We start from the raw sequence: 16,591 nt of genomic DNA, 5'->3' as shown, positions 1-16,591 counted from the left end.
AAAATTAGCTATAATATTAATAACTAATTGTTACTGCACAAATGAGAAACCGAGATAGATATCCTGATAATTGGGAGGAAATAGCCTTACAGGTTAAAGAAAAAGCTGAGTGGACTTGTCAACGGTGTGGGTTAGAATGTTTTCCTCCCAACTATCTTAAAAACACCATAAAAGACAAATCTCTAAAAGCTAAATTAACTTTGACTGTACATCATTCTGATTATGATCCTTCCAATAACCATCCATCTAACCTCATAGCTTTGTGCAGTGCTTGTCATCTTTATATGCACCGAGGAAAACGAGGAAATATTAGCCCAGGTCAATTAAAATTAGATTTAGGAGTTTGAAAAATTAATGATAGATGACTTAAACTGGATTAATATTAATTCAATAATAAATGGTATCAAAGATTATCAGACTATAATCTCAAGTCTTATTACCGCAGGTACCATTACATTTTTTGGTAATTATTTGATTGTTCAAAGAGAAAGAAAACAATGGGCTAAAGAAAAAATATACAACACTTATACTTCAGCTATACATCTTTATTCTGATTTAATCGGGTTAACTTATGGTAGAGGTTCAGAAAGCCTACATGAATCAGAAATCACCTTATCTAAATTGATTGGTTATTTATCAAATTTATCAATAGTTTCCCCAAAAGAATACAAAGAAGAAATAGAAGATATTATACCAAATCCGCTTATAATAGTAGAGTAAACTTCAATAAAGATAAATGCCTAAGCAAGCCTTCCTCGCTCATCATCTAAGTACCTCAGAACTGAAGGAAAAATATAGAAAGACCAAAGATTTAGTAGAAGCTAGAAGATGGCACTTTTTGTGGAAAGTTGCTAATGGTTGGACAGTTAAAAATAGTGCGCTCGCAGTGGGTATAAGTAATAGTTATGGATGGAAAATTTTAAAGAATTATAATGAAAAAGGAATTGAAGGAGTCAATAATAAAAAGAAAGAAAGTAAAGGCCATTTGAGAGGGATTAAACCATTATTAAATGATCAACAATTTAAAAAACTAACAAAATTAATTAAAAAGAAATCTCCTGATGGTGGATTGTGGAGTGGTCCCAAAGTAGCACGATGGATAGAAAAGGAAACTGGAAGAACAAAAGTGTGGAATCAAAGGGGGTGGGACTACCTAAAAAAGCTCAAATATTCTTGGCAGAAACCGAGACCAAAACATAGAAAAGGTGATCCCATAGAACAAGAATCATTTAAAAAGAATCTACCTTTGAGAGTTAAGGAATTACAAGAAAAATTTAAAGATGCTACTGTAGAAGTGTGGTTCTTTGACGAACATCGAGTAGGATTAAAACCTATCATTAGAAAAGTCTGGAGTCCAGTAGGTGAAAGACCAAAAGCTGTAGTCCAGCATCGTTATGAATGGTTGTATGTTTATGGATTTGTGGAACCCAAAACAGGGAAAACATTATGGTATTTAATACCAAGAGTTAATAATAAATGGTTAAGTTTAGTCTATGAAGCTTTTGCTAAGGATGTAGGACTTAGTGAAAAGAAAAAAATCCTTTTAGTTGAAGATAACGCAGGATGGCATCGAAGTCAAAACCTGAAGGTTCCCAATGGAATAATAGTAGAATTCTTACCCGCTTATTCTCCGGAACTGCAACCAGCCGAAAGATTATGGACTTTAGTAGATGAGCCTTTGGTGAACGAGCATTTTGAAACAATTGAGGACATAGAAGATGTTCTCGCATTACGTTGCTGTATCCTCCAAAACATGACCGAAGAAATCAAAAACTTAACCAATTATCACTGGCTAAATTACTCTTAACTGTATGTCTACTTTCTAAAGCGGATTTAGTATTATTAATAAAACCTCAAATTTAAAGCAAAATGGACTAATTCAAGTAAGGAGTATTAATGACCTTGAACAGTTAAGAGATAAAGTTATTTACATTATGAAATCTGACCATAGACTTAAAGACCTATTCAAAATTTAACACCAAATATGGGACTAATTAACTATTAATCCCTTAATACTTTAATCATATAAACCTTTGATACCTTTATAGGTTTAATAATTCCCGTAACTGTTGCTCATTCTTGATTTCACTCCAATCAATATCTTGTGACTCTAATAAAGCGATCGCTACTCTCACTAAATGCTGAGGATAAACTCTTTCATTAGCAGGCACTGGTTCATCATTATTTTCCCTAACTTGAAACGCTTTATCCGTTAACCAATCTTTTTGAGATTTACGGATCTCAATATTAATCCTTGCTAATTTCTCTTTATTACTAGACTTTTTCTTGCTTCGTCTGCTTGCTCCTTTTGAGGCAATCTCCGAACTGTTCGCTCCGCTTTTTTTGCTGACCGTCTTATTCGAGTCTACTTCTTGCTGCTCCTGGTTTCTTATTTCAGTTGAAGTTATTTCTATGGTTTCCTCTTGTTCAGAGGTTTGCTTAATTCCTGAAAATTTCCCCAGTGTTCCTAACTTTCCCAATCTACTTTTATTCATAATCTTTAACCTATTAACATTTAATACTTTTAACAGTTTAACCTATAAACGTTTAATACCTTTATGGGTTTAATCGAACCATAACTCTTGACATTCCTTAGCTAAGGCCCGATAAGTTTTTGCTCCATTGGAACGGGATGAATATTTTGTTACTGGAACAGAATGAGCGATCGCCTCAGCAACAGCAATATTTTCAGGTATGGTGGTGTGTAGTAACCGATAGTTTAATTCGGAGGCCGCATCACTTAACAACGCCTCAGCTTCTTTAGTAATCAGTAAACGCGGACGATGACGTACCCTAACAACATCAATAGGAACCGATGGCCGTTCCTCCCTGATTAACTGTACCGCTTCTGATAATCCCTTGAGTACCGCCGGTTCACATATCACTGGGATGAGAATGCGATCGCTACTCAAAATGGCCTGTACTGAGGTTATTCCCAAACCTGGTGAACAATCCATTAAACAGACATCATAATCAGTCAAGTTAGACAAAGCCGGTGTAAATAAATCCTGATCCGTTTGCAACTGAAACATCTCTAAGGCCCCAGGAATGAGAAAGAGATTTTTCACCTTAGTTGCCATTGGTTGCACCTCACCACCTTTTAAAAAATCTAAGGCTGTTGGCATATCCCCATCCAATCCCAAGCCAAACGATAGAGTCCGTTGACCATCAAGATCGATAAGTAATACCCTTTGCTTGGCACTTGTTAGACTAGCCCCCAGATTAATGACAGTGGTGGATTTCCCTGTACCACCTTTAAAATTAAACACTGCTACCTTTAACATATTAACCTATAAACGTTTAATACCTTTATCAGTTTATCCTTTAATCAGTTTATATGATTAAGTGTTTAATGCTTAAGTTCCCTTCTGTCTGTGTTTAAACAACTTAATAATAGGTTGATATTTCAAAATAATTTCTCTATAATTACACTAAAAAAGCTCCTCTATGATATAGTTTGAAGAGCTTGATAATAGTTGTATATCTTATTTTTAGTTAAGATTAACTACAAAATTGACTGGTTATTGAGTATTTCTCAGTATGTCAAAGTCATTCCTTTTGTAAAAGTCTTAACTAAAAAACATTTTTACTCTGGTAGCAACAGCGTGGAGTAGAAAGTCGGCCGTCCATAAAGCATCATAGATATAAAAAATCCATTTGCCTTTTACAACCTTATTTCTTACCAGTTTTTCACGCTGTGCATCAGTTTCAGCCAGCCATGCTTCAGCGTCAGTATCAATGAAAATGTAAGCTAAAGGACCGCCTATTTTAGTCATCACCTCCGTCCTTTGGCAAGTCATCGCACAAGAGTCGGTATTGGGTTGTAAAGATGTTTCTGATGACATCTTGTCCTTTAGAGGTAAGAGAGTAGTATTTTCTTCTTGCTCCACAGGTTGTTTCATCTCCCCAAACAGAACTGACCAGACCTTTCTTAGCCAGTGAGTGCAAAATTGGATATAGTGATCCCAGTGAGATATTTTCTTTTGTTGTTGTTTCGATAAGTCGCTGGATCTCAAGTCCGTAGATGGTTCTATCGCTGATCGCGATGAGGATAAGTTGTTCTTTTGGACTTGTTCTGGGTAGTTTGGCTGAGTCATAGGATACCTCCTGGGTTAAAAATTCAGGGAAAGGGGCAGCCCTGACCCCTTTGAAGAAAGTTGTGAAAGTCATACGTGTTACCTCTCTTTGTCGTTATGTAAATTAAATTGATTAATTGGTTGTGGCTTTTCGACGCTACTTATTCTCGTGATGCCACTATCACCGCACTATTACCCATCTACCAAACAGATTAGATTACTCTGTTCTACTGTTTTTCTTGAAAATGGCACAATATTTGACTTAGCCAAACGATTAAGTTTGTTTGCATTACTATTTGCCAGTTCCATTTTTGAGGCAGTTAAGACCCCATCATGATTTATAAAATATCTTCCTGCTTTTGCTTTTTTTGCTACTTTTATCACCCCATTAAGTCTCAAAGATATATTTTGTATCACCAAGTCAAAATACTTTGAATTGTGCATTGTAAATTTTCTTGTGATTGTAGTGTCAAATGGACTCCAAGAAAATTCAACCCACTTTATAAATACAGGTCTTTTTCCATAAGCGTGACTGGCGTAAGTGGTAGTGATTTCTCCATCAGAAATAGAATGGAATTTAATACCCGTAGTCCCTCGACCATGAATATCATTCACACTGTTGTCGCTTAATAGAGTATCAGGATTTTCTTGTTCATCCATCGGTAGTTCCTGGTATATTGCCCATAAAGTTAATGCTAAGGATGTGATGCTTAGCATTTGTCGAAAAATCTTGGAGAGTTTCATGAGTAAATTTGTCCTGTAAAGTATTGAAATATTTATAGTATATCGAAAAAATAAACTACTTGTCAAATTACAATATATTAATGCTCAAGCCCAGTAATTTCGATGTTTCTGCGGATTTGTCAACTGCCATCGTTTACATATGTTGACTCATGCAACAAGAGTGACAAACATTGCTGCTTCCCTATAAACAGTGAAAATGATGATACTGGTACGATTAGGCGGTTTGATTATTCATTGATGATTAACAATTATTAAGTTTTGTTGCTATTTTAGCTGGTATGATAGAAGACATACCGTAGAAATACTGAGCTAAAAAGTACCCTAATTAACCCTAAAACTATAAATTATTCTATTAATTTATTCGTGATATTTCTGTATTAAAGAATCACTAACTATCAAATTATAAGATTTACTTTTTATTTGACTGATTTCCTCTAACCGAGAGTAAGTCTGTTATATTTAAGCCTATTCTAGTTATTTATTCTCACTGTTGCTGAGTAATTTACAACCCGACAATCCCTAAACTTAGTTATCATCTTGGTTTTGGTAAATAGCAGACTAAAAACGTAAAAGCTGTTTCTGGGGATGTTGTAGATTCTGGTAGAATCTAGGGATGAATATTTTTTCCGGCTTTCCCATTATATATAATAGCGTTAAAAATTTTTATAACCATGACTAACCTAGATTCTGCCCGAAACAACGAGACTAGACCACAATCGTTAATGGACAAATATAGTATTAAAAAGGATACTTATTATAGTCGCATAAAGTTTTTAGGAATCCAAGTCAAGAAGGGTTCTAATCGTAAGGTTTATTTAACAGATGAGCAAGTTGCTTTGATGGATGAGTTACATTTATACATAGCTGAAAATGGAAGAATGGAAGGGTTTGAAAGTAGGAAAAATTTGGAACTTGTCACAACAAATAATAATAGTTTGACCACTTCTGTTAATAATTCCGCAGACTTATCTGTCGTAGATAATGGGACTCTACAAACTGCTAATTCTACTGAACTGTCTAGTCATGGAACAAATGAACCAGATATTTATGTAACGCCGGAAGAACCAACATCACAGTTTAATATGGAACAGTTGATGTATGAAGCTGCTGAGTTGAAGGCTAGAGAATTAGCGATGCAGGATTTAGTGAAGCGTGCGTTAGCTGATGGTATGAATGAGGAGGATTTACCCCCAGAATTAAGGGATAAGGTGCAAAATGCACGGGAGGCAGCCAACCCAAAGTTTACACCCCAACAGGTTGCAGGGACACTGTTAACTCAGTGGAGAGAGAATCGTCTTGCTTCTTAGAAAATGGGGCTGAGTTTGAGAAAGTTTGTGCTTCTGTGCGTTCTGGTTATTCTTTGCTGGTTTTGGGGGAAGTAGGAACTGGTATCAATGATTTTGCCCATGCTTTGTATGAAACTTTATTGGGGGAATTTTCCACTGCGATCGCTATTTATAAGGGGAGTCTCAAGAACTTTTTTAAGGCGATCGCTTTTCAATTAGGGATTTCAACTGAGAATGAGGAGGGAAAACAGTTAACGGTTGACTTATTGAAGGAGGAAATTGCAGTTAATTGTAGTGAGGAGACGTTATTGATTCTTCCTGAAGCAAAACGACTGACAACGAGTATTCGTTATTGGTTGGAGGATTTAATGTCTATGGGGGTGACATTGGTTTGTTTAGCTGCTGCTAACCCTGGTAAGGATATTTTCCTGGAGATGAGTGAGGTTGAGTTGGAATTACCAAGTGATGGCCAAATTAGAGAGGTGATGGAAGATGAAGCGAAAAAGGCAGGTTTAAACTTGACAAATTCTCAATTAGCTGCTTTACAACCGTTAGCAGGTAGGAATCAGATGTTAGCAAGAAAAGTGATTAGAAATGAGAAACATGGGTTAAACAAAATGCCTGAACATACTCAATATGTGGTGATTATGCCTGTCATTATCGCTGCTTTATTTGCCTTTGCTGTTGTTCGTTTTATTGGCATGGGAACGGGTAATAAGGGGTTATATATTACGGGGGGTGTGGCTTTGGTTTCTGCTATGGCTTTGAAACAATTAGGAGGTGTTAGAGGTGCTAGAAAACGCTTAGGTGGTTGAGCAGTCTTAACTTTATGAACCATTAATTATCAACTATTAAAAATGTCTGCATTATTAACTATTGTTTCCTTATTTTTCGTTCCTGCTTTATACTTTATTTGGCAGGATATAAAAACTCGTACTCCTACCAGTAAGAAGATTGTAACTAATAATAAAGTTCCCATTCCAACTCCTATCAAAACTACAAATAAAATCCAAAATCCAAAATCTAAAATCCAAAATCAAATCTACCAAGGTGATATCTTAGAAGAGTTAGCTAAAACTAATTTACACATTTTATTTGGAGTAATGTCTGGTGGTGGTAAATCTACTTCTATGAAGGTTATTATCAAGAAAATCCATGAATTAAATATTTCTGCTAGGTTTTATATTATAGATCCTAAAACAACTGATTGGTTAGGTTTACAATTATATGATGATACAGTATTCTATTTATCAGGGGAAGTTTTAGAGCAATTAATTCAATTGAAAACGATTACTGAAAGAATCTTTAATCTGCTTGATAATCGAATTAAATCTTGTCAACAATTATTATTGTCAGGAGAGGAGTTACCAGAACCAGAACATGATGTTTATTTGATTATTGATGAATGGTATAGTCTTTATGATTCTCTTAAGAAGTTACCACCTAAAATCAAAGCAGAGTATGATTTACAGTCCATTAGTTTACATATTAATACGATTATTGCTAAGGGAAGAGAGCATAAAGTTCATGTATTTTTAGTGTCTCAAACTCACTTGGCTACTGAAACAGGAATTAGTACCGCTATGAGACGTTCTATTGCTTTGGTAGGACAAGGAAGATTAACAGCAGAAGGGGATGGAGGATATGCTAGTATAGAAGGGATAATTAATGATTCTAATGTCTTTAAAGATAGTCAGAAACGTAATAAGTTAATGAAAACTTTGAGGTCAGCGATAGAAGTTAATGAGAATAATTTACCAATTATTTTAACCACTATGGGTAAACCGAGAATTGGATTATTACCTGATTTATCGGAGATTCATAGTTATAGAATTAAGGATTATGGGAATTGAAGTGTGGTGTATTAAAGATGGTGTATGTATTGTTTAAGCTGAGAATGGGAGGTATTTAATATGTCTGATCAGGATTCTCAAAAAGCAGTTTCTGATAACAATGCCAGGGAAAGAGAAATTGCCTTAAGAGAGCGAGAACTAGCTCTAAGAGAGAAAGAAGTAGAAGCTAAAAATCGCCTCGATAGAAAAGGATTATGGCTGACTTCTCCATTGCTAATAGGTAGTATAACTGCAATTTCTGGATTGATTGGCACTGGAATCGGGGCAGTTCTTCAAGGTAATGCAAATTTTAAACTGGAAAGACAGAAATTTGAGTTTAATTTGATTCAAGATGCACTAGAAGCTTCTAATCAAAAAGAGGCAGCTAAACAGCTACTTTTTCTAGTCAACTCTGGGGTTATTATTAGTTTAGATAGCCAAAAGTTAAGGAGTATAGCTGAAAATAATCCATCAGAAATTCCAGTTTTAGTTCCTACTACAGCTGAATCTTTAGATATATTCTTTAAAGAGTATGTGCAAAAGTTTGGTAAACTTTCTCCAGAAGGCAGGTCCGCATTATCTAAACTCTTTACTTTTATTGAAAAAGATAAAGATATATAGCAATAGACAGGCTAGTTAGGACACATAAATTATATTTTAAGGGAACAGGGAACAGGGAACAGGGAACAGAAAAATGTCCTAATAGCTTTGGCGACTGCTATAACAGATGTTCGGCAGATTGCTTACATCTTAGCTACTATAAAATATGAAACAGCTAGCCGCTATCAACCAACCACTGAATTTGGTTCAGATGAGGCACTTGAACGACTGTATGGAGGAAGAAAAGATCTTGGGAATGGTATGCCTGGTGATGGTGCTCGATATAGGGGACGTGGTTATATATTGTTAACAGGCAAGTTTAATTATCAGCACATGAATGAAGCTTTAAATTTAGCTGGTACAGATAATGATTTAGTTTTGTCTCCAGAAAAAGCTCTTGACCCAATTATTGCCTATCGTATTCTTGCTTCTGGAATGAAAACAGGACACTTTACTGGTAAAAAGCTTAGTGATTTCATCACCGATGAAAAAACTGATTATTTTCACGCACGTCGTACAAATGGTGATGCAGGTCCTGCTCGTCGCATTGCTGATGATGCCAAAACATTTGAGTCTATTTTACGGAATACTCTAGCTTCCATGGAAAATCAAAAATCTCAATAATCCAAAATCACCATGATGGCCATAACCCACGCAGCGATCGCAGCAGCAGGAACCTCGTTAATTTTAGGAACTGCCAGTCCCTTCAACTTGGGTTTAGCTGTGTTGGGTTCACAATTACCTGATTTGGATACAAGTACCAGTTTAATTGGTCAAATATTGTTTCCTATTTCCCATTGGATAGAGGATAGATTCCCCCATCGAACTATTACTCATTCCCTCTTAGCAACAGGTTTCATTGCTATTTGTTCTGTGTTAGTTGGTTATTATTTGTTAGGGAATATTTGGGGTTTAATTGCTTTACCTTTGGGTCATTTATTGTCTTGTTTTAGTGATTGTTTTACCAGACAAGGTGTACAATTATTTTATCCTTATCCTGCTTGGGCAATTAGTGTTAGTAACCCTCGCAGAAGATTAAAGACGGGGAGTGCTGCTGAATTGTGGGTATTAGCAGCAGCTACTGCTTTGTTAATAGTGGGTTTTAATTTGGCTAATGATGGGGGAATTACTCAAAAAGTTAGTCAACAATTAGGGTTAAAAGATGGACTGATTGAAGTTTATAATGAGAAGGCTGCTAGTCATCATGTTTATGCAGAAATTAAAGGGGTTAAAGCAAGCGATCGCTCCTCCGTTGAAGGTAAGTTTTTGATACTGGGAACAGAAGGAAGTGAGTTCATTGTGACTGATGGAGAAGGAGTTTATAAGACCAATGAGCAGATTATTCCTAGTAAGTTAAATACTACTGTGGGGGAAACAGCAACCACTGTGATACAGACTTTAACCTTTGATGATGAGGATGCTATTTCTCAACTACAACAACTTAATAATTCTTATCAAAATGCTGCTATTTATTTAACCGGTAATTTAACAATTGATTTTCCTGAAGAGGTTAAAATAAAGATAGAACCAGAAGAATATACGGTGATTGAATTAACGGGAAGTAGTCTTAAGTTGAGGTGGTGTCCTATTGAGGAAGCGTTAACTTATTTGAAAGACCAGTATGCGATCGGGACTTTGACAGCTAAGATAATTACACCGAAGCCTTAAACCGAAATTTTTAAGTAAGCTATACATTAGGGTACTTCTACGTATTTGATCATGTAGGAGCTTCTATCCCTGACTATACAATAGTTTTGAAATAAGGTAGTATTTTTGTAGTAATGCTCGAAGAACTGTCTGTTACATTAAGTCATGATACATGGGGAAAAAGACAAATCGCCCTCTACTGCTTATCGCTTCGCTCGAAGTCAGAGGTTGCTCATTACGTAGTGAGGAACTTCTGACTTCTTGAAGGTCTTTGATATACGGTCTTATCAGCTTGAATGGGCGGTGTTGTACGCCGAAATCAAGACTCCTTGCACGTCCAAATCACGGTCTGGTGAATTTGCGACGAACACGGCACTGAATCGGTTGGGGAAGATCAAGACATTTGCGTGTGAGCCACTACGGAAACCGTTATGTTTGAAGCAAAAACCACCCTTGCATGGCCTGGTACTGAACGCAAACAGGTCTTCCTCCGGACCATTATTTATCATTAGATTACGCTGCTCAGAGGTGAGGAACGGTCCAGATTTGACACTGGAAATGAATTTAGCTAAGCCTTTGGCAGAGATGTACAGCCCTCCTGATGCGGCATTGCGGGTGCCATCGGCTAGTAGATTCCCCGTATTGTCGGTTCGTGACGAGTACGTGCGTGCAGGTGTTCCATACGAAAAGTATTCTGACATCCCAACTGGCCACTTCCCATTATTCGGATCAGCCGAAGCTTGAATTTCGAGCGGTTTTAGGATCATCTCGTAGAGTCCGTTGACGTTGAAATTGCGAGAAGTGGCCTTCTGGATCTCCTTGTTGTAAATCTCTGTACTAGAGTTGCGGTGCTGAATTTCAGCCTCATTAAGCTCCCACGAGTAATACAAGCCCCACTTAGCGAAAATAAAGTGAAAGATGCCCATGCTTGTGTTGGAATACTTTCGAGTTCCGGGAGTCGTATCCAGTTCGCGCGGTTTGCTCAAACGGACAGAGATGTGGGCATCACCTGTTTTTTGAAACCCTGCTTTGTGCTGAAGTAGCTCTGCAACCGTCACATTGCGGTAATCTTGATGCACATTATCCCACCAACGACGCGGCAGAAAGTGAGAAAAGCGGCTCTGGAGACGCTCTCTAAGGCTTTGGTATTGCCCAGCACCCGTACTCCGCTTCAAAACCGTAACAGTGGTAAAGAGCTTAGTCACGCTCCCAATGGCAGTTGGTGTATTCAACGTGAATAGTTCACTCGAACCGCTGTCATCTGGATCAATCGCCCAACCGTCCCGAGTGAATCCGAGTCGGTCGCCATTCGGGTCACTCAAGATTACCGCAAACCCCTTAAACCGATTTCTCATCTGTTGGTTGACTCTGTTGAAGAATACTTCTAGATCAAAGTCTTGAGGATTTTGGGAGTTGATTGCCGTTTTCCCGTTGGTCGACGGGGGAGTAAGTTGTCGAATAGCCATGGTGTTTTCTCCTTTACAAATACCCGATACTTCTTTTTTTCAAAAATACTATGAATTAATTCTGAACTATTGATTTAGTCGCTATAAAAGTGTGCCTTATTTTTCAAAGTTGACTAAATCTATTAATTTCTTGGCTCTGCTGTACAACTTAGTTGACCAGGGCTTCCATCTTTACAACTTACAATACTTATTGTGTCAAACATTTCGTCACAATCTGAACCTATATTACAAGTACATTGATAATTGCTACAGTGATATATTGGTTGTAGTTTTTCATCGACATCTCCAATAGTTAACATTTGATCTTGATGATATATGGGTTTGACATTAATTTCTGGAGATGTCTGATATTGTCGTTGTTGAGCAAATACTGGAGAGATTACTATTGAAGAAATAATTCCAATAGTAATAGTGCATAGACAAAAAAATGAGTTACGATTAGTCTTCATAACAACTCCTTTATTGAACCAATATCATCACTATATAACAAAATAAAAAGGGATGTCAGTCCCAATCATCTATCTTATTTCTTTATTTAAATAGAAATAAATAGAAAAAAGTAGAAGAAAAAATTAATTATTTGTCCTGGATCTTATTCGCGCTTTCTCTCATATTTATTTGTTTGGGGTTCTTCCCAAATCCCCTTAGCTGTCATGTATCACTGTATTTCCCTCCCAACTGTGAATATAATAGAGAAACAGACGAATTATTAAACGCTTATGCAGATAGGACAATTTTTAGGATGGGGAACCGCAGGATTGGTAACTGTTGCTGTTGCTGGTAATTTTTCTATTCCTACTAATGGTCAAACTGATGGCACTAATAATAATATAGTGGCTCAAGTCACCACTGAACAAACCACTGAACAAACTCAACCCCGACGGTTAACTATAACTGTAAAAATAGCTGAACCTCAAGATTTAAAAGTTAGTGAAGGTTCCCAGATTAAAACAGGTCAAATTATTGCTAGTCGTGATAGGGCAACTCAACGGTTACAAGCACAGAAAAGACAACTTAATTTATCTCTTCAAAAACTGCAAAGTTATCAACCGTTACCTCCTACGCCTCCTAGTTTACCCCCTACTATCAAAGCTTTACCCCCTAATTCCTACTTTGAACAAGAGGCAATGGTAGAGAAAACAAAAACTGCGATCACTTCCATTGAATCCCAGATTGAAGTAAAGGAAAAAGAAATAGAATATTTACAGGAAGTAGAGAATTTAGATACCATTATTCTTGACCATGAAACTGTTAAATTAAACCAATTAAAATCAAAACTGACCTCAGCAATTAGGGATTATCAATTAGCGATGGGTAAATTACAAACTGCTAAAGATTCTCGTGCATACCAAGAATATCAAGCATCCTTAGCAACTGCTAGAAGAGTAGAACAGATGAACACTTCTAGAAGTAGTTATGAGAGACAGTTAGCAGAATATCAACAACAGTTAGCAGGTAGGGAGTTTCAAGAAGCGCAGTTACAGGGGAAACTGAATGAGGTTGAAAATGCGATCGCCAATCTCAGTGTGGTTAAAAGTCCTTATGATGGGACGGTACGCAGGATAAAATGGCTTGGTCAGAGTCCTGATGGTAGTTTGACTGCTGAAATAACTTTGATGGTAAGGAATAGGTAACTGAAGTGTTAGCTTACTATCTTCTGAAAGTTATTCAAGCCAGCGAAAAGCACGACGCAACTCCGTAGCACCATTATTCTCATACCAACGACCGTGAGCTAGGATAACTTTTTCAGGGTTCCACTGAAGTATTCGCTTTAAGCAGCTACGTGACTCCTCTTTTCGTCCCCAAAATGTCATTCGCAAATCCAATGCAGTTTTTCCATCAGGATCAGTAATACCCACCAATTTCATCAGCCAACCAAGCCGCTTACCAACTTTATTCAGTTCAAAATTTTCAATAAGATCGGTCAAAATCAGGGTAGCACTATTTCGGTGAAAAAATACTATTTCATCCATGAATCGACTACCTCGAAAGATTAATTGATCTAAGTCTTCCTTCCAATGGACCGGTGGATCATTGTCCAAATCCGCATTAAAACTAACTTCGATTTTCTGCTGTGCTGCACGCTCACGGACACCTGGAGATGCCCATGCTATTGCATCTGGATAAGCTTTAGCCCAGGCATTAATATGTGTATAGTGAATTTTGTTGGGCGAAATTAGGTGGCGCACTGGTCCAAGAGAATCAATTTGAGTTTTGAGTTCTGGAGTCAATTCTGTTGGTGAATGGCACCATAGCTCATCATTACTTAACTTTACAATAGTCATACGGGTTGGAAAAGGAAGCTTGACCCCATACATTGACATCTGTACAATTGGACCATCAACAAGCCAAATATCTTCACCGACTTGTTTAAGGATGTTGATCGGTTCATATAGCTCCATCGTATCGCGTCTCATAGCTACTCAGAAAGGTAAAATAAAATTACACTGTTCAAATGTTTCATAAATTCATTCATCTTTGCTGAATTCACGAATACTAAATCTACTTATCATCTTAATCTTAACTAATCCTCTCATCGCACTTTCACAAGAGGAAAAATATATAGTTAATAATCAAGAAAAACCTGTCATTAATAACAACCCCCCAATCCAAAATCAAAAATATTTAATCCAAAATCCCCTCCCCTGTCTTGACACCACCAACCTCTGTGTTGAACAACTAACTGAAAAGGCGATCGCAAATTCCCTAACCCTACAAACCCTCAACGAGAGAATAATCTTAATTGATGAAAGATTGGCCTTGATGGGGGACAGAAAAGATTATGCTGAATCAAAACTATGGACAAATTACCTACCAACATCAAGCAATACCAGCAGTGTTCTTGATGTGGTTAACCCCTTTGCTTGGATTCAAAACTTAGCTGGTGGGGGTCATAACCAACGGGATAGATTAGCGATTGCAGATTTAGAGATTAAAGGGGCCACCTTGGAAGCTGCAAGGGCAGAATTAGAACGACAACGAGAACAAGAAAAGATTTTCTTAGGGGAAAAAGTTTTACAGTTATTACTAAGTTATGAAGCTGCAACGAGACAAGTTGAGTTAGTAGAAAGTCAGATTAAAACGTTTGAGGTTTCCCGTGAAGTATTCCGTATTCGTTACCAGTTTGGTGAAGGAACAACGGAACAATGGTTAAGTTTTGAAGAGAAGGAAAATAGGTTAAATGAACAGTTAACTTTAAGCAGTACAAAACAAGATGAAGCGGTTAGGGCGTTGAGGCAATTGGTTGGAATTAATTAATTTTAGTTATCAAAATCAACGGGAACTCCTGAAAATCATTAATCATCAAAATTCAGGAAGAATTGATGATTAAAAGCTATGCCAAGAAAACCCAGAGAGTTAAAAGCAGGTTATTGTTATCATGTAACCACTCGTTGTAATAATCGTGAATTTAAGTTGCTTCGTCACGAATGCAGAGAAGTTTTTATCTATGTTTTAAATCAGGCGATCGCTAAATATCAATTTAAACTTTATGCGCTGTGTATTATGAGTAATCATGTCCATTATCTCATAGAACCAAAACAACCAGAAGATTTACCCAAAATTATGCACTGGTTAAATTGGTACACCCTTCGGTAAGGCAAAAGTTAGAAGGCAAAAGGCAAAAATTAATTCTTTAAGTTTTTCTTTTTAGTAACAATAGAAGTAGCAATTATTTTAATTAATTCTTCGCATTCATTAAGAATACTAGAAACTTTTTCTTCGGGAATTAATTCAGCTTTAATTAATAGTTTGAGCCAATATCTTGTTTCCCGTGCTTCCTTTAAAGCTATTGATTGTTTACTAATAAAATCTTTCCCACTTTCTGCTGATTGGGATTCTTCTATATTAGCTCCTATTGAAGTCCCTGATCTAAACAATTGAGAAGCTAATAAACGTGGAGTTCCTGATTGTTGATCTAGATAGTTATAGCAGTCGCCAAAGCTATTAGGACATTTTTCTGTTCCCTGTTCCCTGTTCCCTGTTCCCTTAAAATATAATTTATGTGTCCTAACTAGCCTGTCTATTGCTATACATAACTTGGTTATCCTAACAGCAAAGTTAAAAGTTCGTTCAGTGATTGGAATATAATTGCTCATTAAATTACCAAGAAATATAATACTAACATTATAGCTTTTTTAGGTATTTAAAAACATAATTTTGACTTTTGACTTTTGACTTTTGACTTACCGAAGGGCGGGTTTTTGTCACAAGTATAAACCTAAACCAAAGTCAGAAAGAAAGTATCATTGGGGTAAGAAATTGTTACCCAAGGTGTTGAAGATAAAGGATAAAAAGAAACGCAGTCCTGGTCAAACTAAGTTGCCTTGGGCAGTAGATGAAACCTATAAAGCAGAAATAAGAGAAGTAGCAGAAAAGTTCGTGGTTGCTAACGCTTATAACCCACAAGTTGCTATGCAGTTCTTTAATGATGGTTGAGGAAAATATCGGTTATCAGTTGACCTGGCCAAGTTGGGTGAAATGATTATTAATTGTTAAGTGCCAGGTATCGAATTCAGGAAAACCCCATGACTTCGTAAAAAATGAACGGAAAATTAACTCTTGACAATCGCCTGTAAGTCTTCTATCTTACAGGTTACAAGTCTTTGCGCGAGAGAAACCATCTCCAGAGAAACCCCCAACACATCCGATATCTCCAGAGGTACTCCACACTCGGGAAGGTGTCCCACTGGTGTAGTATCTAGTAATTCAAACGTGAGGTCTGAGTAACTCACATAGTCTCCTCCTTTTCTCCAACCGACGCGATCGCAAAACTCGTACCAGATTTTTTTATTATAGTCTCTTGTTCCTCCAAGTTCATCCATATAGATTTTTTTCTGGACGCTGAAGCCAAATTTACCATTGCTGTAGTGTACCCAAAGTTGATCAATGGTGCGTAAGTCATTACAGGGGAAGTTATCGATATCTGACTCACTTAACCT

Annotated in this window: 23 protein-coding genes; 13 read left to right on the top strand and 10 right to left on the bottom strand. The window is 36.9% G+C overall.

Going from position 1 to position 16,591, the window contains the following annotated elements:
• Positions 1–41 precede the first annotated feature (41 nt).
• The 3 genes from QNJ66_RS13290 to QNJ66_RS13280 are packed head-to-tail and all read left to right on the top strand — an operon-like array spanning position 42 to position 1,807.
• Complete coding sequence (locus QNJ66_RS13290) at positions 42–347, top strand: HNH endonuclease (RefSeq protein ID WP_300507646.1); 306 nt, start codon at positions 42–44, stop codon at positions 345–347.
• Between the two features lie 7 nt (positions 348–354).
• The gene (locus QNJ66_RS13285; protein ID WP_300507644.1) at positions 355–720 is read left to right on the top strand and encodes a hypothetical protein; all 366 of its coding nucleotides are present in this window, start codon (positions 355–357) and stop codon (positions 718–720) included.
• A gap of 16 nt (positions 721–736) precedes the next feature.
• Positions 737–1,807, top strand: a complete 1,071-nt coding sequence (locus QNJ66_RS13280; RefSeq protein WP_300507642.1) for an IS630 family transposase — start codon at positions 737–739, stop codon at positions 1,805–1,807.
• Positions 1,808–2,042: 235 nt separating this feature from the next.
• Here the strand turns inward: QNJ66_RS13280 and QNJ66_RS13275 are convergent, their stop codons facing one another.
• The 5 genes from QNJ66_RS13275 to QNJ66_RS13255 form a co-directional block, all read right to left on the bottom strand.
• On the bottom strand, positions 2,043–2,495 hold the full coding sequence (locus QNJ66_RS13275; protein ID WP_300507639.1) for a hypothetical protein: 453 nt from the start codon (positions 2,493–2,495) through the stop codon (positions 2,043–2,045).
• Positions 2,496–2,564: 69 nt separating this feature from the next.
• Positions 2,565–3,284 carry a ParA family protein gene (locus tag QNJ66_RS13270; RefSeq protein ID WP_300507636.1) on the bottom strand — a complete coding sequence of 240 codons (720 nt, stop codon included), beginning with the start codon at positions 3,282–3,284 and terminating at the stop codon, positions 2,565–2,567.
• A gap of 285 nt (positions 3,285–3,569) precedes the next feature.
• The gene (locus QNJ66_RS13265; RefSeq protein ID WP_300507633.1) at positions 3,570–3,776 is read right to left on the bottom strand and encodes a hypothetical protein; all 207 of its coding nucleotides are present in this window, start codon (positions 3,774–3,776) and stop codon (positions 3,570–3,572) included.
• Positions 3,769–4,170 (bottom strand): PadR family transcriptional regulator, encoded by a 402-nt coding sequence (locus QNJ66_RS13260; protein WP_300507631.1) that lies wholly within the window; start codon positions 4,168–4,170, stop codon positions 3,769–3,771. The genes QNJ66_RS13265 and QNJ66_RS13260 overlap by 8 nt, the downstream gene beginning before the upstream one ends.
• Before the next feature lie 98 nt (positions 4,171–4,268).
• Entirely contained in the window at positions 4,269–4,736 is a 468-nt protein-coding gene (locus QNJ66_RS13255) for a hypothetical protein (protein WP_300507628.1), read from the bottom strand.
• Positions 4,737–5,491: 755 nt separating this feature from the next.
• Between QNJ66_RS13255 and QNJ66_RS13250 the strand changes: the two genes are divergently transcribed.
• From QNJ66_RS13250 to QNJ66_RS13225, 6 genes are all read left to right on the top strand, one after another.
• Positions 5,492–6,127 carry a hypothetical protein gene (locus tag QNJ66_RS13250; RefSeq protein ID WP_300507626.1) on the top strand — a complete coding sequence of 212 codons (636 nt, stop codon included), beginning with the start codon at positions 5,492–5,494 and terminating at the stop codon, positions 6,125–6,127.
• Positions 6,100–6,921, top strand: a complete 822-nt coding sequence (locus QNJ66_RS13245) for a hypothetical protein (protein WP_300507623.1) — start codon at positions 6,100–6,102, stop codon at positions 6,919–6,921. Before QNJ66_RS13250 ends, QNJ66_RS13245 begins: the two co-directional genes overlap by 28 nt.
• Positions 6,922–6,963: 42 nt before the next feature.
• Positions 6,964–7,959, top strand: coding sequence for a type IV secretory system conjugative DNA transfer family protein (locus tag QNJ66_RS13240; protein WP_300507620.1), 996 nt, complete (start codon positions 6,964–6,966; stop codon positions 7,957–7,959).
• Between the two features lie 60 nt (positions 7,960–8,019).
• The gene (locus tag QNJ66_RS13235; RefSeq protein WP_300507619.1) at positions 8,020–8,559 is read left to right on the top strand and encodes a hypothetical protein; all 540 of its coding nucleotides are present in this window, start codon (positions 8,020–8,022) and stop codon (positions 8,557–8,559) included.
• Between the two features lie 87 nt (positions 8,560–8,646).
• Complete coding sequence (locus tag QNJ66_RS13230; RefSeq protein WP_300507617.1) at positions 8,647–9,162, top strand: hypothetical protein; 516 nt, start codon at positions 8,647–8,649, stop codon at positions 9,160–9,162.
• A 12-nt stretch (positions 9,163–9,174) separates the two neighbouring features.
• Complete coding sequence (locus QNJ66_RS13225; protein WP_300507614.1) at positions 9,175–10,206, top strand: metal-dependent hydrolase; 1,032 nt, start codon at positions 9,175–9,177, stop codon at positions 10,204–10,206.
• A gap of 266 nt (positions 10,207–10,472) precedes the next feature.
• On the opposite strand, the gene QNJ66_RS13220 is transcribed toward QNJ66_RS13225, so the two are convergent.
• Both QNJ66_RS13220 and QNJ66_RS13215 read right to left on the bottom strand, forming a co-directional pair.
• Positions 10,473–11,651 (bottom strand): serine hydrolase domain-containing protein, encoded by a 1,179-nt coding sequence (locus QNJ66_RS13220; RefSeq protein ID WP_300507611.1) that lies wholly within the window; start codon positions 11,649–11,651, stop codon positions 10,473–10,475.
• A 122-nt stretch (positions 11,652–11,773) separates the two neighbouring features.
• Positions 11,774–12,100 (bottom strand): hypothetical protein, encoded by a 327-nt coding sequence (locus QNJ66_RS13215; protein WP_300507608.1) that lies wholly within the window; start codon positions 12,098–12,100, stop codon positions 11,774–11,776.
• Between the two features lie 270 nt (positions 12,101–12,370).
• On the opposite strand from QNJ66_RS13215, the gene QNJ66_RS13210 reads away from it, so the two are divergent.
• Positions 12,371–13,285 carry a hypothetical protein gene (locus tag QNJ66_RS13210; protein WP_300507605.1) on the top strand — a complete coding sequence of 305 codons (915 nt, stop codon included), beginning with the start codon at positions 12,371–12,373 and terminating at the stop codon, positions 13,283–13,285.
• A gap of 30 nt (positions 13,286–13,315) precedes the next feature.
• On the opposite strand, the gene QNJ66_RS13205 is transcribed toward QNJ66_RS13210, so the two are convergent.
• Complete coding sequence (locus QNJ66_RS13205) at positions 13,316–14,068, bottom strand: DUF4336 domain-containing protein (protein ID WP_300507602.1); 753 nt, start codon at positions 14,066–14,068, stop codon at positions 13,316–13,318.
• Positions 14,069–14,129: 61 nt separating this feature from the next.
• Here QNJ66_RS13205 and QNJ66_RS13200 point away from each other — a divergent pair, with 61 nt between their 5' ends.
• Entirely contained in the window at positions 14,130–14,909 is a 780-nt protein-coding gene (locus QNJ66_RS13200) for a hypothetical protein (protein WP_300507601.1), read from the top strand.
• 78 nt (positions 14,910–14,987) lie between these two features.
• The gene (locus QNJ66_RS13195) at positions 14,988–15,248 is read left to right on the top strand and encodes a transposase (protein ID WP_300507598.1); all 261 of its coding nucleotides are present in this window, start codon (positions 14,988–14,990) and stop codon (positions 15,246–15,248) included.
• Positions 15,249–15,277: 29 nt separating this feature from the next.
• On the opposite strand, the gene QNJ66_RS13190 is transcribed toward QNJ66_RS13195, so the two are convergent.
• Positions 15,278–15,748 (bottom strand): four helix bundle protein, encoded by a 471-nt coding sequence (locus QNJ66_RS13190; RefSeq protein ID WP_300507596.1) that lies wholly within the window; start codon positions 15,746–15,748, stop codon positions 15,278–15,280.
• A 163-nt stretch (positions 15,749–15,911) separates the two neighbouring features.
• On the opposite strand from QNJ66_RS13190, the gene QNJ66_RS13185 reads away from it, so the two are divergent.
• Entirely contained in the window at positions 15,912–16,088 is a 177-nt protein-coding gene (locus tag QNJ66_RS13185; protein WP_300507593.1) for a hypothetical protein, read from the top strand.
• 116 nt (positions 16,089–16,204) lie between these two features.
• Here the strand turns inward: QNJ66_RS13185 and QNJ66_RS13180 are convergent.
• A partial coding sequence (locus QNJ66_RS13180; RefSeq protein ID WP_300507590.1) for a GUN4 domain-containing protein occupies positions 16,205–16,591 on the bottom strand: 387 nt, incomplete at its 5' end.

Origin of the sequence: Crocosphaera sp., from assembly GCF_030064895.1 — a bacterium.
In the GTDB taxonomy this organism is placed as follows: domain Bacteria; phylum Cyanobacteriota; class Cyanobacteriia; order Cyanobacteriales; family Microcystaceae; genus Crocosphaera.
Note: the sequence above shows the minus strand (reverse complement) of the source record. Positions and strands in the feature narration are given on the sequence as shown.

Excerpts from the sequence above, each read along its gene's own strand:
- QNJ66_RS13235 (WP_300507619.1), top strand. The coding sequence starts at position 8,020 with ATGTCTGATCAGGATTCTCAAAAAGCAGTTTCTGATAACAATGCCAGG.
- QNJ66_RS13260 (WP_300507631.1), bottom strand. The coding sequence starts at position 4,170 with ATGACTTTCACAACTTTCTTCAAAGGGGTCAGGGCTGCCCCTTTCCCT.
- QNJ66_RS13195 (WP_300507598.1), top strand. The coding sequence starts at position 14,988 with ATGCCAAGAAAACCCAGAGAGTTAAAAGCAGGTTATTGTTATCATGTA.
- QNJ66_RS13220 (WP_300507611.1), bottom strand. The coding sequence starts at position 11,651 with ATGGCTATTCGACAACTTACTCCCCCGTCGACCAACGGGAAAACGGCA.
- QNJ66_RS13190 (WP_300507596.1), bottom strand. The coding sequence starts at position 15,748 with ATGAGCAATTATATTCCAATCACTGAACGAACTTTTAACTTTGCTGTT.
- QNJ66_RS13290 (WP_300507646.1), top strand. The coding sequence starts at position 42 with ATGAGAAACCGAGATAGATATCCTGATAATTGGGAGGAAATAGCCTTA.
- QNJ66_RS13210 (WP_300507605.1), top strand. The coding sequence starts at position 12,371 with ATGCAGATAGGACAATTTTTAGGATGGGGAACCGCAGGATTGGTAACT.
- QNJ66_RS13225 (WP_300507614.1), top strand. The coding sequence starts at position 9,175 with ATGATGGCCATAACCCACGCAGCGATCGCAGCAGCAGGAACCTCGTTA.
- QNJ66_RS13265 (WP_300507633.1), bottom strand. The coding sequence starts at position 3,776 with ATGACTAAAATAGGCGGTCCTTTAGCTTACATTTTCATTGATACTGAC.
- QNJ66_RS13270 (WP_300507636.1), bottom strand. The coding sequence starts at position 3,284 with ATGTTAAAGGTAGCAGTGTTTAATTTTAAAGGTGGTACAGGGAAATCC.
- QNJ66_RS13280 (WP_300507642.1), top strand. The coding sequence starts at position 737 with ATGCCTAAGCAAGCCTTCCTCGCTCATCATCTAAGTACCTCAGAACTG.
- QNJ66_RS13255 (WP_300507628.1), bottom strand. The coding sequence starts at position 4,736 with ATGGATGAACAAGAAAATCCTGATACTCTATTAAGCGACAACAGTGTG.
- QNJ66_RS13205 (WP_300507602.1), bottom strand. The coding sequence starts at position 14,068 with ATGAGACGCGATACGATGGAGCTATATGAACCGATCAACATCCTTAAA.
- QNJ66_RS13275 (WP_300507639.1), bottom strand. The coding sequence starts at position 2,495 with ATGAATAAAAGTAGATTGGGAAAGTTAGGAACACTGGGGAAATTTTCA.
- QNJ66_RS13285 (WP_300507644.1), top strand. The coding sequence starts at position 355 with ATGATAGATGACTTAAACTGGATTAATATTAATTCAATAATAAATGGT.
- QNJ66_RS13240 (WP_300507620.1), top strand. The coding sequence starts at position 6,964 with ATGTCTGCATTATTAACTATTGTTTCCTTATTTTTCGTTCCTGCTTTA.
- QNJ66_RS13250 (WP_300507626.1), top strand. The coding sequence starts at position 5,492 with ATGACTAACCTAGATTCTGCCCGAAACAACGAGACTAGACCACAATCG.
- QNJ66_RS13215 (WP_300507608.1), bottom strand. The coding sequence starts at position 12,100 with ATGAAGACTAATCGTAACTCATTTTTTTGTCTATGCACTATTACTATT.